The organism is Pseudomonas alcaligenes (genome assembly GCF_041729615.1).
GTDB classification, from domain to species: Bacteria; Pseudomonadota; Gammaproteobacteria; order Pseudomonadales; family Pseudomonadaceae; genus Aquipseudomonas; species Aquipseudomonas alcaligenes_B.
In genome coordinates this window covers 1,236,425-1,258,053 of record NZ_CP154874.1, presented here as the reverse complement: position 1 = coordinate 1,258,053, position 21,629 = coordinate 1,236,425, and the positions used below count along the sequence as shown (strand labels likewise).

The 21,629-nt window shown below is 68.4% G+C and carries 24 protein-coding genes; 10 read left to right on the top strand and 14 right to left on the bottom strand.

All coding sequences use genetic code 11. From position 1 onward, the window contains the following. Positions 1 to 41: 41 nt before the first annotated feature. The 3 genes from AAG092_RS06015 to AAG092_RS06005 all read right to left on the bottom strand — a co-directional run bounded on the left by AAG092_RS06015 (position 42) and on the right by AAG092_RS06005 (position 2,492). A complete protein-coding gene (locus AAG092_RS06015) occupies positions 42 to 500 on the bottom strand; it encodes a DNA polymerase III subunit chi (protein ID WP_373388954.1) in 459 nt (152 codons plus the stop codon). Between the two features lie 79 nt (positions 501 to 579). After that, positions 580 to 996 (bottom strand): DNA polymerase III subunit chi, encoded by a 417-nt coding sequence (locus AAG092_RS06010; protein WP_373388953.1) that lies wholly within the window; start codon positions 994 to 996, stop codon positions 580 to 582. Between the two features lie 8 nt (positions 997 to 1,004). Further along, positions 1,005 to 2,492, bottom strand: coding sequence for a leucyl aminopeptidase (locus AAG092_RS06005; protein WP_373388952.1), 1,488 nt, complete (start codon positions 2,490 to 2,492; stop codon positions 1,005 to 1,007). 142 nt (positions 2,493 to 2,634) lie between these two features. Between AAG092_RS06005 and lptF the strand changes: the two genes are divergently transcribed. Beyond that, a complete protein-coding gene (lptF, locus tag AAG092_RS06000) occupies positions 2,635 to 3,777 on the top strand; it encodes an LPS export ABC transporter permease LptF (protein ID WP_110681041.1) in 1,143 nt (380 codons plus the stop codon). Continuing rightward, positions 3,764 to 4,825, top strand: a complete 1,062-nt coding sequence (lptG, locus tag AAG092_RS05995) for an LPS export ABC transporter permease LptG (protein ID WP_373388951.1) — start codon at positions 3,764 to 3,766, stop codon at positions 4,823 to 4,825. Before lptF ends, lptG begins: the two co-directional genes overlap by 14 nt. A 51-nt stretch (positions 4,826 to 4,876) precedes the next feature. Here lptG and AAG092_RS05990 read toward each other — a convergent pair whose 3' ends face one another. Next, the gene (locus AAG092_RS05990) at positions 4,877 to 6,142 is read right to left on the bottom strand and encodes an Hsp70 family protein (RefSeq protein ID WP_373388950.1); all 1,266 of its coding nucleotides are present in this window, start codon (positions 6,140 to 6,142) and stop codon (positions 4,877 to 4,879) included. A 168-nt stretch (positions 6,143 to 6,310) separates the two neighbouring features. On the opposite strand from AAG092_RS05990, the gene AAG092_RS05985 reads away from it, so the two are divergent. The 3 genes from AAG092_RS05985 to AAG092_RS05975 all read left to right on the top strand — a co-directional run bounded on the left by AAG092_RS05985 (position 6,311) and on the right by AAG092_RS05975 (position 9,093). After that, positions 6,311 to 7,237 (top strand): substrate-binding domain-containing protein, encoded by a 927-nt coding sequence (locus AAG092_RS05985; RefSeq protein ID WP_373388949.1) that lies wholly within the window; start codon positions 6,311 to 6,313, stop codon positions 7,235 to 7,237. Between the two features lie 83 nt (positions 7,238 to 7,320). After that, positions 7,321 to 8,061: a substrate-binding periplasmic protein gene (locus AAG092_RS05980; RefSeq protein WP_373388948.1), complete on the top strand. Its 741-nt coding sequence runs from the start codon at positions 7,321 to 7,323 to the stop codon at positions 8,059 to 8,061. Between the two features lie 168 nt (positions 8,062 to 8,229). Beyond that, positions 8,230 to 9,093, top strand: coding sequence for an oxaloacetate decarboxylase (locus AAG092_RS05975; RefSeq protein ID WP_110681045.1), 864 nt, complete (start codon positions 8,230 to 8,232; stop codon positions 9,091 to 9,093). On the opposite strand, the gene AAG092_RS05970 is transcribed toward AAG092_RS05975, so the two are convergent. Beyond that, positions 9,083 to 9,820, bottom strand: coding sequence for an ABC transporter substrate-binding protein (locus tag AAG092_RS05970; RefSeq protein WP_181418730.1), 738 nt, complete (start codon positions 9,818 to 9,820; stop codon positions 9,083 to 9,085). The two genes, AAG092_RS05975 and AAG092_RS05970, sit on opposite strands and share 11 nt — an antisense overlap. A 104-nt stretch (positions 9,821 to 9,924) precedes the next feature. Between AAG092_RS05970 and AAG092_RS05965 the strand changes: the two genes are divergently transcribed. Continuing rightward, positions 9,925 to 10,191, top strand: coding sequence for a DksA/TraR family C4-type zinc finger protein (locus AAG092_RS05965; RefSeq protein ID WP_373388947.1), 267 nt, complete (start codon positions 9,925 to 9,927; stop codon positions 10,189 to 10,191). Here the strand turns inward: AAG092_RS05965 and AAG092_RS05960 are convergent, their stop codons facing one another. Continuing rightward, the gene (locus AAG092_RS05960) at positions 10,192 to 10,659 is read right to left on the bottom strand and encodes a hypothetical protein (protein WP_373388946.1); all 468 of its coding nucleotides are present in this window, start codon (positions 10,657 to 10,659) and stop codon (positions 10,192 to 10,194) included. It lies immediately after the preceding gene. Between the two features lie 140 nt (positions 10,660 to 10,799). Here AAG092_RS05960 and AAG092_RS05955 point away from each other — a divergent pair, with 140 nt between their 5' ends. Continuing rightward, positions 10,800 to 11,663, top strand: a complete 864-nt coding sequence (locus tag AAG092_RS05955) for a DMT family transporter (protein WP_373388945.1) — start codon at positions 10,800 to 10,802, stop codon at positions 11,661 to 11,663. Between the two features lie 3 nt (positions 11,664 to 11,666). Here the strand turns inward: AAG092_RS05955 and ureC are convergent, their stop codons facing one another. Genes ureC through AAG092_RS05925 form a run of 6 tightly spaced genes read right to left on the bottom strand, consistent with a single transcriptional unit; the run spans position 11,667 to position 16,434 of the window. Continuing rightward, a complete protein-coding gene (ureC, locus tag AAG092_RS05950) occupies positions 11,667 to 13,367 on the bottom strand; it encodes an urease subunit alpha (RefSeq protein WP_373388944.1) in 1,701 nt (566 codons plus the stop codon). Then, positions 13,367 to 13,672 carry an urease subunit beta gene (locus AAG092_RS05945; protein ID WP_061903491.1) on the bottom strand — a complete coding sequence of 102 codons (306 nt, stop codon included), beginning with the start codon at positions 13,670 to 13,672 and terminating at the stop codon, positions 13,367 to 13,369. The genes ureC and AAG092_RS05945 overlap by 1 nt, the downstream gene beginning before the upstream one ends. Beyond that, positions 13,669 to 14,181: an N-acetyltransferase family protein gene (locus AAG092_RS05940; RefSeq protein WP_373388943.1), complete on the bottom strand. Its 513-nt coding sequence runs from the start codon at positions 14,179 to 14,181 to the stop codon at positions 13,669 to 13,671. The genes AAG092_RS05945 and AAG092_RS05940 overlap by 4 nt, the downstream gene beginning before the upstream one ends. A 10-nt stretch (positions 14,182 to 14,191) precedes the next feature. After that, positions 14,192 to 14,494 carry an urease subunit gamma gene (gene ureA / locus AAG092_RS05935; RefSeq protein ID WP_076425734.1) on the bottom strand — a complete coding sequence of 101 codons (303 nt, stop codon included), beginning with the start codon at positions 14,492 to 14,494 and terminating at the stop codon, positions 14,192 to 14,194. Next, positions 14,494 to 15,330 carry an urease accessory protein UreD gene (locus AAG092_RS05930; RefSeq protein ID WP_373388942.1) on the bottom strand — a complete coding sequence of 279 codons (837 nt, stop codon included), beginning with the start codon at positions 15,328 to 15,330 and terminating at the stop codon, positions 14,494 to 14,496. Before AAG092_RS05930 ends, ureA begins: the two co-directional genes overlap by 1 nt. Before the next feature lie 54 nt (positions 15,331 to 15,384). Further along, a complete protein-coding gene (locus AAG092_RS05925; protein ID WP_373388941.1) occupies positions 15,385 to 16,434 on the bottom strand; it encodes an AraC family transcriptional regulator in 1,050 nt (349 codons plus the stop codon). Between the two features lie 301 nt (positions 16,435 to 16,735). On the opposite strand from AAG092_RS05925, the gene eat reads away from it, so the two are divergent. The 3 genes from eat to eutC are packed head-to-tail and all read left to right on the top strand — an operon-like array spanning position 16,736 to position 20,371. Next, a complete protein-coding gene (gene eat, locus AAG092_RS05920; protein WP_373388940.1) occupies positions 16,736 to 18,100 on the top strand; it encodes an ethanolamine permease in 1,365 nt (454 codons plus the stop codon). A gap of 49 nt (positions 18,101 to 18,149) precedes the next feature. Then, entirely contained in the window at positions 18,150 to 19,544 is a 1,395-nt protein-coding gene (locus tag AAG092_RS05915) for an ethanolamine ammonia-lyase subunit EutB (RefSeq protein ID WP_373388939.1), read from the top strand. 11 nt (positions 19,545 to 19,555) lie between these two features. Beyond that, on the top strand, positions 19,556 to 20,371 hold the full coding sequence (gene eutC, locus AAG092_RS05910) for an ethanolamine ammonia-lyase subunit EutC (protein WP_373388938.1): 816 nt from the start codon (positions 19,556 to 19,558) through the stop codon (positions 20,369 to 20,371). 27 nt (positions 20,372 to 20,398) lie between these two features. On the opposite strand, the gene AAG092_RS05905 is transcribed toward eutC, so the two are convergent. Beyond that, on the bottom strand, positions 20,399 to 20,818 hold the full coding sequence (locus AAG092_RS05905) for a hypothetical protein (RefSeq protein ID WP_373388937.1): 420 nt from the start codon (positions 20,816 to 20,818) through the stop codon (positions 20,399 to 20,401). Between the two features lie 64 nt (positions 20,819 to 20,882). Next, positions 20,883 to 21,581, bottom strand: coding sequence for an urea ABC transporter ATP-binding subunit UrtE (gene urtE / locus AAG092_RS05900; protein WP_373388936.1), 699 nt, complete (start codon positions 21,579 to 21,581; stop codon positions 20,883 to 20,885). Positions 21,582 to 21,629 lie beyond the last annotated feature (48 nt).

Below are 21,629 nucleotides of genomic sequence, written 5' to 3'. Positions count from 1 at the left end.
GGGGCCTCAGTTCGCCTGCCGGGCTGGCGAGTGTGGGCAACTCAGGGCTTGGGCTGCTTGAGCAGGCGGTCCAGGCGGGCATCCAGGCGGCGCTTGAGCTCGGCCTCGATCTGCGGGACGAAGTCGTCGATCACGTCCTGCAGGATCAGCTGGGCGGCGGCACGCAGCTCGGCGTCCAGGCGGTTCTGCAGCAGCTGGCTCTGCACCACGCGGGCGGTCACCTGCGGCGCCACGCTGGCGGCCTGGGGCGCGGCGGGCGCCGCCACGGCCGGCTGCACCGGGTAGGACAGCGGCACACTGGTTACCGGCGCGGCGGTGACGGGAGCGGTAGTCGGCCCGGGGCCGGGCTCGATGATTTCCGAGAGCAGGGGGATCTGCAGGTCGTCGTCGAGGGTTTCGGTCAGCAGGGGCGGCTCCAGCTGCTCCTTCTCCAGCAGCTGGCGGATGGCCTCGAGGTCGTCCAGCAGATGGGCGGGTTTGGGCGGTTGGGAGCTGTCCATGGGCGTCGCGGGAGGGGAAGGTGGCCGAGGAGGCCGATTCTACGCTGTGCGGCGGGCTATTTCGAGAATGCGCTGCATTTCACAGCTCGACCCGCTGCGGCTCGTGGCCGAGCTGGCGGTACTGGCGGAAGTTCTCGCGGCACTGGGCCAGCAGCGCCGGCTCTTGGTTGACGATCTCGATCACCCGGGTGAAACGGGCCAGGTGCGGCGACAGCTGCGGGTGCAGGTTGAGCAGCACGCCGCCGGCCTGCGCCGGCTCCTGGTCCAGGCCGATCACCACCGGCGCCTGCGCGTCTTCCTCATGCAGGCCGTGGGGGATGAAGGATTCCGGGCGGAAGCTCCACAGCAGGCGGTCCAGTTCCTCGCACTGCGCCTGGTCGGCGCCGCGCAGGAACACCGGCAGGCCGGCCTTCCAGGCCTTGGCGGCCAGCTGGCAGGCCGCGCGCAGGCGGCCTTCCGGCGTGGCGGAGGAGAGCACGTAGAACTCGACGCGCATGGGCCGGGTCAGGCCTTGGCGCGGTCGAGCAGGTACTGGGTCAGCAGGGGTACCGGGCGGCCGGTGGCGCCCTTGTCCTTGCCGCCGCTGACCCAGGCGGTGCCGGCGATGTCCAGGTGCGCCCAGTGGTAGCTCTTGGCGAAGCGCGACAGGAAGCAGCCGGCGGTGATGGTGCCGGCCTTCGGTCCGCCGATGTTGGCGATGTCAGCGAACGGGCTGTCCAGCTGCTCCTGGTACTCGTCGTACAGCGGCAGCTGCCAGGCGCGGTCGTCGGCATGCTCGCCGGCCTTGAGGATCTGTTTGACCAGCGCCTCGTTGTTGCCCATCAGGCCGGAGACGTTGGCGCCCAGGGCGACCACGCAGGCGCCGGTGAGGGTGGCGATGTCGATCACCGCCTGCGGCTTGAAACGCTCGGCGTAGGTCAGGGTGTCGCACAGCACCAGGCGGCCTTCGGCGTCGGTGTTGAGGATCTCCACGGTCTGCCCGCTCATGGTGGTGACGATATCGCCCGGCCGAGTCGCCCTGCCGCTGGGCATGTTCTCGGCGCAGGCCAGCAGGCATACCAGGTTGATCGGCAGTTGCAGCTCCAGTACGGCGCGCAGGGTGCCGAGCACGCTGGCGGCACCACACATGTCGTACTTCATCTCGTCCATGCCGGCGGCCGGCTTGATGCTGATGCCGCCGGTGTCGAAGGTGATGCCCTTGCCGACCAGGGCGAAGGGTTTGTCGTCCTTCTTGCCGCCCTGGTAGTTGAGCACGATCATCCGCGGCGGCTGCTCGCTGCCCTGGGCCACGGCGAGGAAGGCGCCGGCGCCCAGTTCCTTGAGCTTCTTCTCGTCGAGGATGTCGACCTTGAGGTTCTTGTGCGCCTTGGCCAGGGCCTTGGCCTCCTCGGCCAGGTGGCTGGGGTGGCAGAGGTTCGGCGGCAGGTTGCCGAGGTCCTTGGTGAAGGCCATGCCGGTGGCGATGGCGCGGGCGTGCAGGCTGCCGCGCTCGACGTCGGCCAGCTCGGCCTTGTCGGCGATCAGGGTGATCTTCTTCAGTGCCTTCGGCTCGGCCTTCTTGCTCTTGAACTGGTCAAACACGTAGCCGCCATCGGCCAGGGTTTCCACCAGCAGACGGGCCTTGCCGTAGGCATCGCGGCCCTTGACCTTGAGCTCGCCGAGGGCCAGCACCGCGTCGCTGCCACCGAGGTTCTTCAGCACGCCATGGGCGGCTGCAACCAATTTGCGGAACTGGCGGTCGGAGAGTTCGCCCTTGCCGCTGCCGAGCAGCAGCACGCGCTCGGCCTTGAGGCCCGGCAGGCTGTGCAGCAGCAGGGTCTGGCCCTGCTTGCCGGCGATGTCGCCGCGCTTGAGCAGGGCCGAGATGGCGCCACCGCTGGCGTCGTCCACGGCCTTGGCGGCGACGCCGAGCTTGCGGCCTTCGCCGAGGGCGACGACCAGGGTGGCGGTCTTCAGGGTTTCCGGACGGGTGCTTTTGACGAGGAATTCCATGGTGAGCTGTCCCCAAGACAAAGAGTCGGGTTTGCAGGATAATGCCGGCTATTTTTTCGAGGTCCGCCTTGGCGGGCCGTGCAACCGAGTGCGGCTAGTGTGAGCGTTGCCGCCTGAGCCTGACAACCCTGGAGCGTCCGGTTTGATCGTCTTCCGTTACCTTTCCCGTGAGGTGCTGGTCACCCTCGGCGCGGTGAGTGCCGTGCTGCTGGTGATCATCATGAGCGGGCGTTTCATCAAGTACCTTGCCCAGGCCGCACAGGGAGTGCTGGACCCGGGCGTGCTGTTCCTGATCATGGGCTACCGGATTCCCGGTTTCCTCCAGCTGATCCTGCCGCTGGGCCTGTTCCTCGGCATCCTGCTGGCCTACGGCCGGCTCTATCTGGACAGCGAGATGACCGTGCTGTCCGCCACCGGCATGAGCAACCGCCGCCTGCTCGGCTACAGCATGGCGCCGGCCGCCGTGGTCGCCGCGCTGGTGGCCTGGCTGAGCCTGGGCCTTGCGCCGCAGGGCGTGGCCGAGGTGGCGCGCATCCTCCAGCAGCAGGATGCCCTGACCGAATTCGACACCCTGGTTCCCGGTCGCTTCCAGGCCATGAAGGACGGCTCGCGGGTGACCTACACCGAGGGCCTGTCCGATGACCGCGCCCAGCTGGCCGGGGTATTCATCACCGAGAAGCGCGCCGACCAGGGCCGTGCCGACCAGGGCAAGAGCCGCGCCGGCGGTATCACCCTGCTGGTGGCCGAGCAGGGCCGCCAGGTGATCCAGGAGGATGGCAGCCGCTACCTGATCCTGGAGAACGGCTACCGCTACGACGGCAACCCCGGCCGCGCCGACTACCGGGCGATCAAGTACGACACCTATGGCGTGCTGCTGCCCAAGCCGGAAGTCAGTGGCGAGATCGGCGAGCGCGAGGCGATTCCGACCCGCGAGCTGCTCGGCAGCGACGAGCCGCGCCACCAGGCCGAGCTGCAGTGGCGCCTGTCCATCCCGCTGCTGGTGTTCGTCGTCACCCTGCTGGCGGTGCCGCTGGCACGGGTCAATCCGCGCCAGGGCCGCTTCCTCAAGCTGCTGCCGGCGATCCTCCTGTACATGGCCTATCTGGCGCTGCTGATCGGTGCCCGTGGCCAGCTGGACAAGGGCAAGATTCCCCTGGAGCTGGGCCTGTGGTGGGTCCACGCGCTGTTCCTGCTGATCGGCCTCGGCCTGGTCGGCTGGCAGCCCCTGCAACTCAAGCTGGCCAGTCGCCGCGCAGCCAAGGAGATGGCCCATGGGCAGGCTTGATCGTTACATCGGCAGCAGTGTGTTCTTCGCCATCCTGGCGGTGCTCGGCATCATCGTCGGGCTGGCCCTGCTGTTCGCCTTCATCGACGAACTGGGCGACGTCGGCGACAACTACGGCACCCTGGAAGCGCTGATCTACGTGCTGCTGACCCTGCCGCGGCGCGCCTACGAGATGCTGCCGATGGCGGCGCTGATCGGCTGCCTGATCGGCCTCGGCAGCCTGGCCAGCAGCAGCGAGCTGACCATCATGCGCGCCGCCGGCGTGTCGGTCGGGCGCATCGTCTGGGCGGTGATGAAGCCCATGCTGGTGCTGATGCTGGTCGGCCTGCTGGTCGGCGAATACCTGGCGCCCTGGAGCGAGAGCCAGGCCCAGGCCCATCGCTCGCTGGCCCAGGGTGGCGGCGAGGCGCAGAGCTCCAAGCGCGGCCTGTGGCATCGCCAGGGCCAGGAGTACGTGCATATCAACGCCGTGCAGCCGGGTGGCAAGCTGCTCGGCGTGACCCGCTACCAGTTCGATGGCGAGCGCAAGCTGCTGTCCGCCAGCTTCGCCCGTCGCGCCCAGTACCAGGGCGACCACTGGCTGCTGGAAGAGGTGCAGACCACCCACTTCCGCGAGCGCAGCACCGAGGTGCTCAAGGCCGCCAGCGAACGCTGGGACGTCGAGCTCAGGCCCGAGCTGCTCGGCACCGTGGTGCTGGAGCCCGAGGCCCTGTCGATCAGCGGGCTGTGGCGCTACATCCACTATCTCGGCGAGCAGGGCCTGAACAACGGCAACTACTGGCTGGCGTTCTGGACCAAGGTGCTGCAGCCGCTGGTGACCGCGGCGCTGGTGCTGATGGCGATTTCCTTCATCTTCGGCCCGCTGCGTTCGGTGACCCTCGGCCAGCGCGTCTTCACCGGCGTGCTGGTGGGCTTCGTGTTCCGCATCGCCCAGGACCTGCTGGGGCCATCCAGCCTGGTGTTCGGCTTCGCGCCGCTGCTGGCGGTGGCGGTGCCGGCGGCGATCTGCGCCCTGGCCGGGGTGGTGCTGCTCAGGCGCGCGGCCTGACCCCCGCAGGCAGGAAAAGGCCGGGCATTGCCCGGCCTTTTTGTTTGCGCCTCAGCCGTAGCGCCGGTGCGCCTCGATGGCCAGGCCGCTGCCGATGCTGCCGAAGCTGTTGCCCTCGGTGGCGCGGGCGTTGGGCAGCAGGGCGGCGACGCTCTGGCGCAGGGCCGGCACGGCGCTGGAGCCGCCGGTGAAGAAGATGGTGTCGACTGCGGCATGATCCACGCCGGCGCTTCTGAGCAGCTCGTCGACGCCGGTGCGGATGCGTTGCAGCAGGCCGTCGATGGCCTGGTCGAACAGCGGCCGGTCGAGCATGGCGACCAGGCCATCCTCGACGCGTGCCAGGTCGATCAGGTGCTCGTCCCGCTCGGTCAGGCTGATCTTCGCTTCCTCCACCTGCATGGCCAGCCAGTGGCCGGCGCGCTGTTCGGTGAGGCGCAGCAGGCGATCGACGCCGGTCGGATCGACGATGTCGTAGCGCATGCTCTTCAGTGCCAGCTGGGCCTTCTGTGCGTACACCGCGTTGATGGTGTGCCAGGTGGCCAGATTGAGGTGGTGGCTGGTCGGCATCAGCGCGTCGCTCTTCATCCGGCGGCCATAGCCGAACAGCGGCATCACCCCGTCCAGGCTCAGCTGCTTGTCGAAGTCGGTGCCGCCGATATGCACGCCGCCGGTGGCCAGGATGTCGTCCTGGCGCTCGCTCAGCTCGCGGCGCTGCGGCGCCAGGCGCACCAGGGAGAAGTCCGAGGTGCCGCCACCGATGTCGACGATCAGCACCAGTTCCTCGCGGGTGATGCTGCGTTCGTAGTCGAAGGCCGCGGCGATCGGCTCGAACTGGAAGGACACCTCCTTGAAGCCGAGCTTGTGCGCCACCGCCTGCAGGGTGTTGGCAGCCTCGGCGTCGGCGAGCGGGTCGTCGTCGACGAAGAACACCGGGCGGCCCAGCACCACCTGCTCGAACTCGCGGCCGGCCTGGGCCTCGGCGCGCTTCTTCAGTTCGCCGATGAAGAAGCCGAGCAGGTCGCGAAACGGCAGGGCGCTGCCCAGTACGGTGGTCTCGCTCTTCAGCAGCTTGGAGCCGAGCAGGCTCTTCAGCGAGCGCATCAGGCGCCCCTCGTAGCCATCGAGGTATTCGGCCAGGGCCTGGCGGCCGTAGACCGGGCGGCGCTCCTCGGTGTTGAAGAAGATCACCGAGGGCAGGGTGATCTTGCCGTCCTCCAGCTCCAGCAGCGGCTCCAGGCCCGGCCGCCACCAGCCGACGGTGGAGTTGGAGGTGCCGAAGTCGATGCCCAGGGCGTTGGCGGGGAGCGGATGGTTCATGGCGCGGCGATTCCGGAAAAAACGGCCGCGCATTCTATGCGAGTACCCGGGCGCGTGCGCGGGCAATCGTCGGCTGGAGTGATGGCAGAGTGCTAGGCTGGGAAGGGGAGACCGAGGATGTTGTCTGGAGTCGGAAGTGGGTCTCCCGAGTCCGTCTGGAGTCCCCTCATGCGTCTGCTCCTGCTGCCCACACTGGGCTTTGTGCTGCTCTGCTCGCTGGGTGTCGCGGCCCGCGCCGATTGCGTCAGCCTGGTGTCCGGCGCCGGTGGCGCGGCCTTCTGGCACGGTGTCGAGCAGGGCGCCCGGCAGGCGGCCCAGGAGACCGGGCTGCAGCTGTATTTCCGCGGGCCGAGCAAGGAAACCGATCCCCAGGCGCAATTGCGCATCGTCGAACGCATGCTCGCGCATGGCTGTCGCGCGCTGATAGTCGCGCCCAGCGGCGCGGCTGTCGCCGAACACATGCGCCAGCTGAAGGACCAGGGCATCGCCGTGCTTTATATCGATCGTGACCTGGGCGGTGACGAGGTGATAGGCGCCGTGGTGACCGACAACCACCAGGCCGGTCTGCTGGCCGCTCGGCAGATGGCGCGGCTGCTGCGGGGTGGCGGTCGGGTCGGCGTGCTGCGTCCCGACTCCCAGGCCAGTTCGGTGGCCGAGCGCAGCGTCGGTTTCATCCAGGGGGCGCGCGAGGCCGGCCTGGACGTGGCGCTGGAGGCACGCCTGCCGGTGCACGACTACATGCCCAGCGCGGCCGATCTGCAGGTGCTGGAGACCCTGGACGGCCTCTTCACGGTCAACGAGCGCACCACCCAGAGTGCCCTGGCGGTGCTGCGCCGCGCCGGGCGCAGCGGGCAGTTGGTGCATATAGGTTTCGATGCCGACCCTCTGCTGGTCGAGGCCCTGCGCCGTGGCGAGCTGGCCGCCCTGCTGCTGCAGCAGCCCTGGGAAATGGGCTATCGCAGCGTGTGGGCGGCCCACCAGCATTTGCGTGGCGCCAGGCCCGGCCCGCGCCACGAGCCGCTGGCGGCGCTCTACGTGGATGCTCAGCGGCTGGACGACCCCGCCATTCGCCACCTGCTGCCCCTGGCGGACTAGCCGGCCAAGCCGACGAACAGCGCTCCCGCTGGCGGCGCGCGAGCGCTGCTGGACTAGGCTGAAGCCATGGGAGGGCGGTGCGGATGCGTGCATCGGTGCGGGTCTGGATATTCTGCTGCGTTCTGTGGCCGCTGCTGGCGGTGGCCGAGCTGCGCCTGCTGACCGAGCAGGCCCCGCCCACCAGCTTCCTGCGCGATGGCCAGCCCGACGGCTACTCGGTGGAAGTGGTGCGCGAACTGATCCGGCGCACCGGCAGCCAGGCCAGCATCGAGCTGCTGCCCTGGACCCGCGCCTACTTCCTGGCCAAGAGCGAGGCCGATACCGGCCTGTTCGCGGTGGTGCGCACCGCCGAGCGCGAGGCGCTGTTCCAGTGGGTCGGGCCGATCCTGCAGGGGGCGACGCGCTTCTACTCGCTGAAGAGCAGCAACTTGCGCATCGACAGCCTGGAGGACGCGGCCCGCGCCGGCACCCTGGCCCTGCCCAAACAGTGGTACAGCTACGAGACCCTGCAGCGCATGGGCTTCACCAACCTGTACGGCGTGCCCAGCTCCCGGCAGATGGTGACCATGCTCAAGCACGGCCGGGTCAAGCTGATCGCCACCGAGGACCTGACCCTGCGCGAGGAGCTGGCCACTGGCGGGCTGACCCCGGAAGAGGTGCAGGGGCACCTGGCCTTCATGCAATCCGACTACTACATCGCCTTCTCGCCGCAGACCGCGCCAGCGTTGGTCGAGCGCTGGCGGCGCGAGCTCGATGGCATGCGCCGCGACGGCAGCCTGGAGGCCATCCTGCGCCGCTGGTTACCCTCGGCCAGGTTGCATTGAGCGCCAGGGACAGCGAGGTGCACGGGTGAAAATGCTGCGGCGCCACCCGTCGCTGAAAGCGGAGTGCAAGGCGGATGGGTGTATATGTAGTTTTACTACATGACGAGTTTTGTAGTTTTGCTACATAATTCGCCGGGATAACCGAGAACGACCTGCAGAATGCCTTCCATGCCAATAGCCTCACACCATGATCTTCGCGCCCAGTTCCGTGCGCTTCTGGCCTCGGATGCCTGCTACCACACGGCATCGGTGTTCGACCCGATGTCCGCCCGGATTGCCGCCGACCTCGGATTCGAGGTCGGTATCCTGGGCGGTTCTGTAGCTTCACTACAAGTTCTGGCCGCGCCGGACTTCGCCCTGATCAGCCTCAGCGAGTTCGTCGAGCAGGCCACCCGCATCGGCCGGGTGGCACGCCTGCCGGTGATCGCCGACGCCGACCACGGCTACGGCAACGCGCTCAACGTGATGCGCACGGTGGTCGAGCTGGAGCGCGCCGGCATCGCCGCGCTGACCCTCGAGGACACCTTGCTGCCGGCCCAGTTCGGTCGCAAGTCCACCGACCTGATCGGCATCGACGAAGGCGTCGGCAAGATCCGCGCGGCACTGGAAGCGCGGGTCGACCCGGACCTGGCGATCATCGCCCGTACCCACGCCGGGGTACTCGAGGTCGACGAGGTGATCCGCCGTACCGTCGCCTATCAGGAGGCCGGCGCCGACGCGATCTGCATGGTCGGGGTGGGCGACTTCGAGCATCTGGAGGCGATCGCGCAACATCTCAGCGTGCCGCTGATGCTGGTCAGCTATGGCAACCCCTCGCTGCGCGACGACGCGCGCCTGGCCAGCCTCGGCGTGCGCATCGTGGTGGACGGCCACGCCGCCTACTTCGCCGCGATCAAGGCCACCTACGACTGCCTGCGCGAGCAGCGCGGCATCCCCGCCAGCGATCACAACGCCACCGAGCTGACGCACAAGTACACCCAGCCCGAGGACTACATCGTCTGGGCCCGCGAGTACATGAACGTCAAGGAGTAGCGATCTCCTGCTCGATCAGGCGCTGCAGCGAGCCGTCCCGGCGCATGTCCTTCAGGGCCTGGTCGAAGCGCTGCAGCAGCGCGCCCTGGCCGGCCTGCTTGGCGAATACCAGGTAGGTGGGGTTGATGCTCAGCGGCCGCGGCAGGGCGACCAGTTGCTCCAGCCCCGGCAGGGCCAGCAGGCGCTGGCCGGCCAGCTCGATGGCGATCACCGCGTCCAGCCGGCCGGAGGCCAGCTTGCGCAGGTTGGCTTCGTCCGCGCTGCCTTCCTGGGTCTCGATCTGCCCGGTGCGTGCGGCCTGGTCGAACTCCTCCGTGTAGCTCCAGCCGCGAATCACCCCGACGCGCTTGCCGTGCAGGTCTGCGATGCCGCGGAAGTCGAAGGCCCGTTCGCGTTGTACGTAGAGCAGCAGGCGCTCTTCGAAGATCGGCGCGGAGTAGTCGAACACCCTGAGCCGCTCGGCGTTCTTGTAGATGCCGCCGATGCCCAGTTCACCGGCGGCGCCCCGGAGCAGGGCGCGCTTCCAGGGCATGGCCTGGATCGCCAGGGGTTCGCCGAGGCGGGCGAACACGGCCTGCAGCAGGAGCGGGTAGAGCCCCCGGGGCTGACCATCCTGCTGGTACATGAAGGGGGGATTGGCGTTGTCGATGGCGATCAGCGTCTGCGCCCGGGCGGACAGGACGCTGCAACTGAGCAGGAGAATCGCCAGCAGACGTAGGCAAGGCATCGATGGGTTTCCTCGGCTGTTGCCGCAAGCATAGCCAGCGGTGCTTGCATTGCCGACAGGCTGGGCGCATATCTGGGAGCGAGAGCCCATTGCCGGAGGTACCCATGGCCGGAGGTTGGACCAACGACGGCGCGGTGCAGGAGCAGATCGACAGCAGCATCGAGGACGCCATCGCCCGCGCACGCAGCCAGCTGCCACGCGGCGAGAGCCTGAGCCACTGCGCGGAGTGCGACGCCCCCATCCCCGAGGCACGCCGCCAGGCGGTGCCCGGCGTGCGCCTGTGCGTGAACTGCCAGGCGGCCCACGACCAGGAGCAGGCGGCGTTCAGCGGCTACAACCGGCGTGGCAGCAAGGACAGCCAGCTGCGCTGATCAGGGGCTGATCGAGTAGCCGCGGGCGCTCATGCAGTTGATATAGGCCTGGCTGGAACCGCTCTGCGCGGCCTGCTCGCTGCGCCTGTCCGCGCGCCGCTCGCGGCGTTGGCGCGAGCCGCCGACCACCACGCCGGCGGCCGCCGCCTCGCGGGCCTGGTTCTGTCGGTATTGCTGCTTCACATCGTCGTCGATGCGGTCGTAGACCTCGTCGTGGCGCTGGCCGCGCACCTCGGCCGCCGCCGCCCCCGCCGCCGCGCCCACCGCGGCGCCACGCAGGCGCTCGCCACCGCGGGACGAGTCCGACGACGAGGAGGGACTGCCGGCAGCCTGGCTCTGGCAGGCGGCGATATCGTTCTGGATCTGCTGCTGGGTCTGGCCGTTGAGCGGGATCAGCGTCTCGGCGCCGGCCATGGCGGTCGCCAGCAAGGAGCAGGCGAGCAGGGGGATGCGAGGGGACCTGAGCATGGCGACCTCCTTGAGCGCTGCGCTGTGTTAACTCTAGTTGCGGGGGCGGGCATCGGCGGCGCAGCAGACGGCTGGTGCTGGTCGCGACCGACGCGCCTTGGCAGAATTGTTAGCCACCTTATTATTAGGCTGTTCTCAAGTTGCACGAGCATTCCCGCCCCGGCCTGGGTATCGCGCTGATCCTCGCGGCCGGCCTGCTGCTGTCCAGCCAGGATGCCCTGGCCAAGACCCTCGCCGCCTCCTATCCGCTGCTGCTGGTGGTGTGCCTGCGCTACCTGGCGCAGAACCTGCTGATGCTGGTGGTGTTCGCCCCGCGCATGGGCCTGGACCTGGTGCGTACCCGCCGCCCGCTGCTGCAGCTGGCGCGTGGGCTGAGCCTGGTCGGGGTGACCCTGCTGTTTTACGCCGGGCTGCGCCATATCCCGTTGGGCGAGGCAACGGCGGTGATCTTCCTGGCGCCGCTGGTGGTGGTGGTGCTGTCGGTGCTCTGGCTGAAGGAGACGGTCAGCCGCGGCGTGTGGCTGGCGGTGGGCGGCGGTCTGCTCGGCGTGCTGCTGATCGTGCGCCCCGGTGGCGAGCTGTTCAGCCCGGCCAGCCTGCTGCCCCTGGGCGCGGCGTTCTGCTTCGGCCTGTACCAGCTGCTGACCCGCCGGCTCAGTGCCACCGATGCCCCGGCCACCAGCAACTTCCTCACCGCGCTGGTCGGCACCCTCGGCGCGGGCCTGCTGTTGCCCTGGACCTGGCAAATGCCGGCGCCCATGGACGTGCTGCTGATGGCTGCCCTGGGCGGCCTGGCGATGACCGGGCACATGCTGCTGACCCACGCCTACCGCTTCGCCAGCGCCGCCAGCCTGGCCCCCTTCACCTACGGGCAGATCCTGATCGCCACCCTGATTGGCGCCCTGGTGTTCGACCACCTGCCGGATGCCTGGGCCGTGCTCGGCATGGCGGTGATCATCCTCAGCGGCGCCGCGCTGGCCTGGAGCCAGCGGCAGAGGGCGTAGTGCTCAGAACAGGAAGTAGCGCTGGGCCAGCGGCAGTACCTCGGCCGGCTCGCACCAGAGCAGCTGGCCGTCGGCCTTGACCTGGTAGTTCTGCGGGTCGACCTCGATGCTCGGCAGGTAGCCGTTGTGGATCAGGTCGGTCTTCTGCACCTCGCGGCAGCCCCTGACCACACCGATCTTCTTCTTCAGCCCCAGCTGCTCGGGCACGCCGGCGTCGAAGGCCGCCTGGCTGATGAAGGTGATGCTGGTGGCATGGCGGCTGCCGGCGTAGCTGGCGAACATCGGTCGGTAGTGCACCGGCTGCGGCGTGGGGATGGAGGCATTGGCGTCGCCCATCAGGCTGGCGGCAATCGCTCCGCCCTTGAGGATCAGCGTCGGTTTCACCCCGAAGAAGGCCGGGCGCCAGAGCACCAGGTCGGCCCACTTGCCCACTTCCACCGAACCCACCTCGTGGCTGATGCCGTGGGTGATGGCCGGGTTGATGGTGTACTTGGCGATGTAGCGCTTGGCGCGGAAGTTGTCGTTGCCTGGCGCGTCCTCGGGCAGCGGGCCGCGCTGCTGCTTCATCTTGTCGGCGGTCTGCCAGGTGCGGGTGATCACCTCGCCGACGCGGCCCATGGCCTGGCTGTCGGAGCTGATCATGCTGAAGGCGCCGAGGTCATGCAGGATGTCCTCGGCGGCGATGGTCTCGCGGCGGATGCGGCTCTCGGCAAACGCGACGTCCTCGGCGATGCTCGGGTCCAGGTGGTGGCAGACCATCAGCATGTCCAGGTGTTCGTCGATGGTATTGCGGGTGAACGGCCGGGTCGGGTTGGTCGAGCTGGGCAGCACATTCGGGAACCCACACGCCTTGATGATATCCGGCGCATGGCCGCCGCCGGCGCCCTCGGTGTGGTAGGTGTGGATGGTGCGGCCCTTGAACGCGCCCAGGGTGGTCTCGACGAAGCCGGACTCGTTCAGCGTGTCGGTGTGGATCGCCACCTGCACATCGTACTGGTCGGCGACCGACAGGCAGTTGTCGATCGCCGCCGGGGTGGTGCCCCAGTCCTCGTGCAGCTTGAGGCCGATGGCGCCGGCCCTGACCTGTTCGATCAAGGGTTCGGGCAGCGAGGCGTTGCCCTTGCCGGTGAAGCCCAGGTTCATCGGGAAGGCGTCGGCGGCCTGCAGCATGCGCGCCATGTGCCAGGGCCCGGAGGTGCAGGTGGTGGCGTTGGTGCCGGTGGCCGGCCCGGTGCCGCCACCGATCATGGTGGTGACGCCGCTCATCAGCGCCTCTTCGATCTGCTGCGGGCAGATGAAGTGGATATGGGTGTCGATGCCGCCGGCGGTGAGGATCATGCCCTCGCCGGCGATCACCTCGGTGCCGGCGCCGATCGCGATGGTCACGTCGGGCTGGATATCCGGGTTGCCGGCCTTGCCGATGGCGTGGATGCGCCCGTCCTTGAGGCCGACGTCGGCCTTGACGATGCCCCAGTGGTCGATGATCAGCGCGTTGGTGATCAGGGTGTCGACCACGTCGGCGGCGCACAGCTGGCCCTGGCCCATGCCGTCGCGGATCACCTTGCCGCCGCCGAACTTCACTTCCTCGCCGTAGCTGGTGAAGTCCTTCTCCACTTCGATCCACAGGTTGGTATCGGCCAGGCGCACCTTGTCGCCGACGGTGGGGCCGAACATGTCGGCATAGGCTTGGCGCGAAATCTTCATCACAGGTCCCCCATCACGCGGCCGGCGAAGCCGAACACCCGGCGCGCGCCGGCCAGTTCCACCAGCTCCACCTCGCGGCTCTGCCCCGGCTCGAAGCGCACCGCGGTGCCGGCCGGGATGTTCAGGCGCATGCCTCGCGTAAGCGCTCGATCAAACGCCAGCGCATCGTTGGTCTCGAAGAAGTGGTAGTGCGAGCCGACCTGGATCGGCCGGTCGCCGCTGTTGGCCACGCTGAGCCTGAGGGTGCGGCGGCCGGCGTTGAGTTCGATCTCGCCGTCCTGGATCTGGTATTCGCCGGGGATCATGGTGCGCTGCGCTCCGGGGTGAGGATCAGTTGCATGAAGGTCAGGTCCAGCCAACGGCCGAACTTGCGGCCCACCTGGGGCATCTGCCCGGTGATGGCGAAGCCCAGGCGCTGGTGCAGGCGGATCGAGGCGGCGTTGCCGCTCTCGATGGCGGCGACCATCACGTGCTTGTCGCAGGCCTTGGCGCGCTCGATCAGCGCGGCCAGCAGCAGCGGGCCGAGACCTTTGCCGCGCTGGTCGGCGCGGATGTACACCGAGTGCTCGACCGTGTGGCAGAAGCCGTCGAAGGGGCGCCAGTCGCCGAACGAGGCGTAGCCGACCACCTCGCCGGCGGCGTTCTCGGCCACCAGGATCGGGTAGCCCTGCTGGGCACGGGCGGCGAACCAGGCCTGGCGGTTGGCCAAGTCGACCACGTTGTCCATCCAGATCGCGGTGGTATTGAGCACCGCGTCGTTGAAGATGTCGCGCAGGGCCGGCAGGTCGGTTTCCAGGGCGTCGCGGATCAGCATGCGGGCGGCCTCAGGCAATCGGCTGGTGGACGGTGACCAGCTTGGTGCCGTCGGGGAAGGTGGCCTCGATCTGGATCTCCGGAATCATTTCCGGCACGCCTTCCATCACCTGCTCGCGGGTCAGCAGGGTGGTGCCGTAGTGCATCAGCTCGGCCACCGTGCGGCCGTCGCGGGCACCTTCGAGCAGGGCGGCGGAGATCAGCGCCATGGCCTCCGGGTAGTTGAGCTTGAGGCCGCGGGCCAGGCGCCGCTCGGCCACCAGGCCGGCGGTGAAGATCAGCAGCTTGTCCTTCTCGCGGGGCGAAAGATCCATCAGGTACTCCAGATTCGCGGGGGCACGGCCGCGCGGCCGAGCAGGGCAGGGCGCAACAGGCGCCAGAGTTCGATCAGCCAGGCGCGCGCGTGCAGCGCCTCGCCGGCCAGGCAGCGGGCCACCAGCAGGCCCGGCAATTGGGTCAGGTCGCCACGACCTCTGCAGTGCAGCTCGCGGCAGCGCTGCAGCAGTTCGGCATCGATCTCGCCGCTGGCCAGCAGGGTGGCGAACACCGGCTGGCCGTCCAGGCCGATGGGCGAGTCGAGCAGACCGTCGCCACCGACCACGCGCTGGCGCTCGTGCCACAGCAGCTGGCCATCGCGGCGGATATCCAGGCCGGCCTGGAAATGCCCGGCCTCGAAGCGCTCGCCGGCGGCGGGGCGGCCGAGGGCGACCATGTCCCAGTAGAACAGGCGGGCGTCGCCTTCCAGCTCGATGCGGGTGCTCAGCTCGGCCTGGGCGCCGGCGTAGACGATGGTTTCCTGCGGCAGCCATTCCAGGGTTGCGCCTGGGGCCACACGCAGTTCGATCCGTTGCTGCGCCACGCTGCTGGCACGGTACCACTTGGCCGCGCCCGGGCTGGTCAGTTGTGTCCAGGCCTGCTCGCCGACGCTGGCCGAGAGAGTGAGGCTGTCGCCGCCGGCGATGCCGGCCGGCGGGTGCACGATGATGTGCTGGCACACCTCGGGGCCCTCGGCGTGCAGGTGTTTCTGCACCCGCAGCGGGCCCAGGTGGCGGCGCAGCACCGGGCGCGTCCAGTCCTGCTGGCGGGCGTAGGCCAATTCCAGTTCGGCGTGCCAGGCGGGGGTGATAAGCGCGGGTTGAACGGCGGTCATGCGGTGGTTCCAGGCAGACTGGACGAGGCGGCAGTGTAGCGTGGCAGCATGGGATCAGGCCGTACTCATCTGCAGCCATTGCCGCGGGCTGGCGTCGAACCAGCGGCGGAAGGCGCGGGAGAAGGCGCTGGTCTCGGAGTAGCCGAGCAGCGGCGCCAGTTCGCTGACCGGCAGGCGCCGGCGCAGGTAGTGCAGGGCCAGCTCGCGGCGTACCTGGTCGATCAGCGCCGAGTAGCTCAGGTTCTGTTCGCGCAGGCGCCGTTGCAGGGCGGCCGGGGTCAGGCCGAGGCCGGCGGCGATGCGCTCCAGCGGCGGCTCGCCCAGCGGCAGGGCATCGCGCACCAGGCCGCGGGCCTGGTCGACCAGGCACTGCGGCGATTGCTGGCCGCCGAGGCGGACGATGGCGTCCTGCACCAGCATCAGCAGCACCGGATCGCGCTCGGGCATCAGTTTGCCGGCGATGTCGCGTTTGGGAATCAGCAGGGCATTGCAGGGCTGGTCGAACAGCACGGGGGCGTCGAAGGCCGCCTGGTGCTCGCGCCAGCCTTCCGGTCTGGCATGTTCGAACAGCACGGCACGCGGTGCCCAGTCCGGCCCCAGGGCGTGGCGCACCAGGTTCAGCGCCATGCCCATGGTCAACTCGGCGTCCTGGCGGCGATCGAGGATGGCCGGGTGATGCACCTGATAGTCGAAGCGGTAGCACTCGTCGATGTCCACCAGGCGGATCAGGGTGTCGTGCTGGTGGTAGGGAAAGGCTCGGGCGAAATTCTGCAGGGCCTGCTCCAGGCTATGCGAACAGAGCCCGACATAGCCGAGCAGGCCGAGTGCGCGCGGCAGGAACTGCTGGCCGTAGCGCAGGCCGAAGTTGTCGCAGCCGGACTGGCTGGCCGCTTCCTCCAGCACCTTGCAGTAGTTGCTCAGGCTGAGGCTGAGGGTCGGGTGCAGCAGCAGGTCCGGGTCGATGCCGGCCACGCCGAACACCCGCTCCGCGTCGCCACCCTGCAGGCCGATGAAGCCGTCCAGGCCACAGGCGGCGGCCGACAGCACGCCGAGGTTGCTCGGCGAGTCGGTCATGGCCAGCGGATGGGCGAGGTTCAGGGGCATGGGCAGGCGCCACGGTGAAGTTGCCAGTGGTTTAGCAATAGTCATGCCCCGTCGCCTAGGCGCTCTGCCATCCGCCTCGGTCCGCTGGTTCGGCGCCATTTTGCATCGCCTTGGGGCGGCGCCGTAACGGTATGCACCGGCATGGCGCAAAAGCCCGTGCCAGAGCGGTTTGCGGGCCGTCTGCCGACTTGACTCTGCAGCTGCGCGCGGACTTTGCAAGGTCAAGTCTCGGCCGGGGGCGGCTGGATATCCTCGCCATGCGATCGACCTATCACGTGGCTCTCTACCGAGGAACAAGACCATGAGCACAGCGCAACTTAAACCCAGCCTCGGCACCCTGCACCTCTGGGGTATCGCCGTGGGCCTGGTGATTTCCGGGGAGTATTTCGGCTGGAGCTATGGCTGGGGCGCGGCCGGCACCCTGGGCTTCCTGATCACCACCCTGATGGTGGCGGCGATGTACAGCTGCTTCATCTTCAGCTTCACCGAACTGACCACCGCAATACCGCACGCCGGTGGGCCCTTCGCCTACAGCCGGCGTGCCTTCGGCCCCACCGGCGGGATGATCGCCGGCATGGCCACCCTGATCGAGTTCGTCTTCGCCCCGCCGGCCATCGCCATGGCCATCGGCGCCTACCTCAACGTGCAGTTCCCCGGGCTCGATCCGAAGCTGGCGGCGGTCGGCGCCTACCTCATCTTCATGACCCTCAACATCCTCGGCGTCAGCATCGCCGCCACCTTCGAGCTGGTGGTCACCGTGCTGGCGGTGCTCGAGCTGTTGGTGTTCATGGGCGTGGTGGCGCCGGGCTTCAGCTTCAGCAACTTCGTGGTCGACGGCTGGGCCGGCAGCAATGAGTTCGGCATGCCCGCCATCGCCGGCATCTTCGCCGCCATTCCGTTCGCCATCTGGTTCTTCCTCGCCATCGAGGGCGCGGCCATGGCCGCCGAGGAGGCCAAGGACCCGAAACGCACCATCCCGCGTGCCTATATCGCCGGCATCCTGACCCTGGTGTTCCTGGCCCTGGGCGTGATGGTGATGGCCGGCGGCGTGGGCGACTGGAAGGCCCTGTCCGGCATCAACGACCCGCTGCCGCAGGCGATGAAGGCGGTGGTCGGCGAGAACTCCGGCTGGCTGCACATGCTGGTGTGGATCGGCCTGTTCGGCCTGGTCGCCAGCTTCCACGGCATCATCCTCGGCTACTCCCGGCAGTTCTTCGCCCTGGCTCGCGCCGGCTACCTGCCGCCGGCCCTGGCCAAGCTGTCGCGCTTCCACACCCCGCACCGCGCCATCATCGCCGGCGGCCTGATCGGCATCGCGGCGATCTACAGCGACGGCCTGATCGCCCTGCAGGGCATGAGCCTGACCGCGGCGATGATCACCATGAGCGTGTTCGGCGCCATCGTCATGTACATCATGAGCATGCTCAGCCTGTTCAAGCTGCGCAAAAGCGAGCCGAACCTGGAGCGCACCTTCAAGGCGCCGGGCTACCCGCTGGTGCCGGGCATCGCCCTGGCCCTGGCCCTGGTGTGCCTGGCCGCGATGGTCTGGTTCAACGGCACCATCGCCCTGTTGTTCCTCGGCCTGATGAGCATCGGCCTGGTGTACTTCAAGCTGACCGGCGCCCAGCGCGACGCCGTGCCGGCCGACGCCCTGCTGCAACCGTAATCGCGATGCGCCCGCCGGCAACGGCGGGCTTTTGTTTCAGGAGAGAGCCATGGCCAGTTTCAGCCACACCGTCGGCCACCAGACCTGGCGCTTCGACAGCCTGCGCGAGGTGATGGCCAAGGCCAGCCCGGCGCGTTCCGGCGACTACCTGGCTGGCGTGGCCGCCAGCAGCGATGCCGAGCGCGTCGCCGCACAGATGGCGTTGGCCAATATCCCGCTCAAGCATTTCCTCAACGAGGCACTGATTCCCTACGAAGACGACGAGATCACCCGGCTGATCATCGACACTCACGACGCGGCGGCCTTCGCCCCGGTCGCCCACCTCACCGTCGGCGGCCTGCGCGACTGGCTGCTCGGCGAGCGCGCCGACGAGGCTAGCCTGCGCGCCCTGGCGCCGGGGCTGACGCCGGAGATGGCGGCGGCGGTGTCGAAGATCATGCGCGTGCAGGACCTGATCCTGGTGGCGCAGAAGATTCGCGTGGTCACCCGTTTTCGCAACACCATGGGCCTGCGCGGCCGCATGTCGACGCGCCTGCAGCCCAATCACCCGACCGACGATCCGTCCGGTATCGCCGCCAGCATTCTCGACGGCCTGCTATACGGCAACGGCGACGCCATGCTGGGCATCAACCCGGCCACCGACAGCCTGGGTGCGCTGAGCGACCTGCTGAAGATGCTCGATGCGATCATCCAGCGCTACGAGATCCCCACCCAGGCCTGCGTGCTGACCCACGTCACCAGCTCCATCGCCGCCATCGAGCGTGGCGCGCCGGTGGACCTGGTGTTCCAGTCCATCGCCGGCACCGAGGCGGCCAACGCCGGCTTCGGCATCACCCTGCAGGTGCTGCAGGAGGGCTACGAGGCTGGGCTGTCGCAGCAGCGCGGCACGCTGGGCGACAACCTGATGTACTTCGAGACCGGCCAGGGCAGTGCACTGTCGGCCAACGCCCACCATGGTGTCGACCAGCAGACCTGCGAGGTGCGCGCCTACGCGGTGGCGCGCCACTACAAGCCATTCCTGGTGAATACCGTGGTCGGCTTCATCGGCCCGGAATACCTGTACAACGGCAAGCAGATCATCCGCGCCGGCCTGGAAGACCACTTCTGCGGCAAGCTGCTCGGCGTGCCGATGGGCTGCGACATCTGCTACACCAACCACGCCGAGGCCGACCAGGACGACATGGACACCCTGCTGACCCTGCTCGGCACGGCCGGCATCAACTTCATCATGGGCATCCCCGGTTCCGACGACGTGATGCTCAACTACCAGACCACTTCCTTCCACGACGCGCTCTACGCGCGCCAGGTGCTCGGCCTCAAGCCCGCGCCGGAGTTCGAGGCGTGGCTGGAGCGCATGAACATCCTGCATCAGCAGGGCGGCCGCCTGCGCCTCGGTGACGCGGTGCCACCTGCCTTCCGCAGCGCCCTGGCGCAGCTGGCCTAGTGGAGATGGCGATGAACGATCATGACGAACTCGCGGCCAATCCGTGGATCGCGCTACGCCGCCTGACTCCGGCGCGCATTGCTTTGGGCCGTGCCGGCACCAGCCTGCCCACGGCGGCGCAGCTGGATTTCCAGTTCGCCCACGCCCAGGCGCGCGATGCCGTGCACCTGCCGTTGCATGCCGAGGCGCTGGCCGAGGACCTGGTCAGCCAGGGGCTGCCGGTGCTGCAGCTGCACAGCGCGGCCAGCGACCGGCATACCTACCTGCAGCGCCCCGACCTGGGACGACGCCTGGACGCCGCTTCGGCGCAGCGCCTGCGCGACCACCGCTCCGAGCACCCGCAGGGCTACGACCTGGCCATTGTCATCGCCGATGGCCTGTCGGCTTTGGCCATCGAGCGACATGCCGCGCCTTTCCTTGCCCGCCTGCGCGAGCAGGTGAGCGGCGATGACTGGTCGCTGGCTCCGCTTTGCGTGGTGCGCCAGGGGCGGGTGGCGGTCGCCGACGAGGTGGCCGAGCTGCTCGGCGCGAAGATGGTGGTGATCCTGATCGGCGAGCGTCCGGGGCTGAGTTCGCCGGACAGCCTCGGCCTGTATTTCACCTACGCGCCGAAAGTCGGCCTGACCGACGCCTTCCGCAACTGCATCTCCAACGTGCGCCTGGAGGGCATGAGCTACGGTGTGGCCGCACACAAGCTGCTGTACCTGATGCGCGAGGCCTGCCGGCGCAAGCTGTCCGGCGTCAGCCTCAAGGACGAGGCCGAGCTGCCAGGCCTGGAAAGTGAGCAGCCGGCGCGGCTGAATTTTCTGCTGGATTCGTTGCAATAGCTCGCGGGGAAGCGTTGCGAGGCGGCTCTACCCGGCGGCCCGCTCGGCGCGTTGGTGCAGCCAGGCGGCGATGCTGGAGTACAGGCTCAGTACCAGCAGGGCGGCGCACACCAGCCACCACCACTGCAGGTGCAGGCCATAGTATGGTGGCGAATGCAGCACGCCGGTTAGCCAGAACAGCGCCAGCGGTATTGCCATCAGGGTGGCGCACCAGGCACGGCCCCAGGAGCGGCAGTACGACCAGGGCCGCAGCACGGCCAGCAGCAAGGCGCACTCGGCCAGCACGATGACGCAGAACAATAATACCCACTGCAGCGGATAGGCCGGTTCAATGCCCTCGGGCATGGAGCGACGTGCCCAATAGTCCGGCAGGCTGCCGCCATAGATGACCATGGCGCAGCCGAACACGGCGCAGAGGGGCAGCAACAGGTGGCGCCAGGCGATCATCGGTTTCGCTATCCAGTCGGAACGATGACCGATTATGGGCAAAACACGGGCTGGGCGTCGCCGTTCAGATCGCCACCAGGCCGCGCACGCCATCGGCCTCCATGGTCTCGCCACGGCCCTGCTGGACGATTTCGCCGCGGCTCATCACCAGGTACTGGTCGGCCAGTTCGGCGGCGAAGTCGTAGAACTGCTCGACCAGCAGGATGGCCATATCGCCGCGCTCGGCGAGCTTGCGGATGACCACGCCGATCTCCTTGATCACCGAGGGCTGGATGCCTTCGGTGGGTTCGTCGAGGATCAGCAGGCGCGGCTGGCTGGCCAGCGCGCGGCCGATGGCCAGCTGTTGCTGCTGGCCGCCGGAGAGGTCGCCGCCACGGCGCTGCTTCATCTCGCGCAGCACCGGGAACAGCTCGTAGATGAACTCGGGGACGGTCTTGGCTTCGCTGGCGCCGAAACGCGACAGGCCCATCAGCAGGTTCTCTTCCACGGTCAGGCGCGGAAATATCTCGCGGCCCTGCGGCACGTAGGCGATGCCGGCGTGCACGCGCTGGTGCGGCTTGTGGCCGTTGATGGTCTGGCCTTCCCAGGCGATGCTGCCTTCCTTGGCCGGGATCAGGCCCATGAGGCATTTCAGCAGGGTGGTCTTGCCCACGCCGTTGCGCCCGAGCAGGCAGGTGACTTCGCCGATCTTCGCCTCGAAGGACAGGCCGCGCAGGATATGGCTGCCGCCGTAGTACTGGTGGAGTTGTTGGACTTCTAGCATGTATTCGCCTCTTGAGTCCTACTTGTCTGCTTCCCTCTCCCCCGCCCC

Bases quoted from the DNA above. Each gene is read 5' to 3' on its own strand.
- AAG092_RS05980 (WP_373388948.1), top strand. From the start codon at position 7,321: ATGCGTGCATCGGTGCGGGTCTGGATATTCTGCTGCGTTCTGTGGCCG.
- AAG092_RS05915 (WP_373388939.1), top strand. From the start codon at position 18,150: ATGGCCAGTTTCAGCCACACCGTCGGCCACCAGACCTGGCGCTTCGAC.
- AAG092_RS05945 (WP_061903491.1), bottom strand. From the start codon at position 13,672: ATGATCCCCGGCGAATACCAGATCCAGGACGGCGAGATCGAACTCAAC.
- AAG092_RS05985 (WP_373388949.1), top strand. From the start codon at position 6,311: ATGCGTCTGCTCCTGCTGCCCACACTGGGCTTTGTGCTGCTCTGCTCG.
- AAG092_RS05975 (WP_110681045.1), top strand. From the start codon at position 8,230: ATGCCAATAGCCTCACACCATGATCTTCGCGCCCAGTTCCGTGCGCTT.
- AAG092_RS05905 (WP_373388937.1), bottom strand. From the start codon at position 20,818: ATGATCGCCTGGCGCCACCTGTTGCTGCCCCTCTGCGCCGTGTTCGGC.
- AAG092_RS05925 (WP_373388941.1), bottom strand. From the start codon at position 16,434: ATGCCCCTGAACCTCGCCCATCCGCTGGCCATGACCGACTCGCCGAGC.
- AAG092_RS06005 (WP_373388952.1), bottom strand. From the start codon at position 2,492: ATGGAATTCCTCGTCAAAAGCACCCGTCCGGAAACCCTGAAGACCGCC.
- ureA (WP_076425734.1), bottom strand. From the start codon at position 14,494: ATGGATCTTTCGCCCCGCGAGAAGGACAAGCTGCTGATCTTCACCGCC.
- urtE (WP_373388936.1), bottom strand. From the start codon at position 21,581: ATGCTAGAAGTCCAACAACTCCACCAGTACTACGGCGGCAGCCATATC.
- AAG092_RS05970 (WP_181418730.1), bottom strand. From the start codon at position 9,820: ATGCCTTGCCTACGTCTGCTGGCGATTCTCCTGCTCAGTTGCAGCGTC.
- AAG092_RS05990 (WP_373388950.1), bottom strand. From the start codon at position 6,142: ATGAACCATCCGCTCCCCGCCAACGCCCTGGGCATCGACTTCGGCACC.
- AAG092_RS06010 (WP_373388953.1), bottom strand. From the start codon at position 996: ATGCGCGTCGAGTTCTACGTGCTCTCCTCCGCCACGCCGGAAGGCCGC.
- AAG092_RS05960 (WP_373388946.1), bottom strand. From the start codon at position 10,659: ATGCTCAGGTCCCCTCGCATCCCCCTGCTCGCCTGCTCCTTGCTGGCG.
- lptG (WP_373388951.1), top strand. From the start codon at position 3,764: ATGGGCAGGCTTGATCGTTACATCGGCAGCAGTGTGTTCTTCGCCATC.
- AAG092_RS05940 (WP_373388943.1), bottom strand. From the start codon at position 14,181: ATGCTGATCCGCGACGCCCTGGAAACCGACCTGCCGGCCCTGCGCGAC.
- eat (WP_373388940.1), top strand. From the start codon at position 16,736: ATGAGCACAGCGCAACTTAAACCCAGCCTCGGCACCCTGCACCTCTGG.
- AAG092_RS06015 (WP_373388954.1), bottom strand. From the start codon at position 500: ATGGACAGCTCCCAACCGCCCAAACCCGCCCATCTGCTGGACGACCTC.
- ureC (WP_373388944.1), bottom strand. From the start codon at position 13,367: ATGAAGATTTCGCGCCAAGCCTATGCCGACATGTTCGGCCCCACCGTC.
- AAG092_RS05930 (WP_373388942.1), bottom strand. From the start codon at position 15,330: ATGACCGCCGTTCAACCCGCGCTTATCACCCCCGCCTGGCACGCCGAA.
- AAG092_RS05965 (WP_373388947.1), top strand. From the start codon at position 9,925: ATGGCCGGAGGTTGGACCAACGACGGCGCGGTGCAGGAGCAGATCGAC.
- eutC (WP_373388938.1), top strand. From the start codon at position 19,556: ATGAACGATCATGACGAACTCGCGGCCAATCCGTGGATCGCGCTACGC.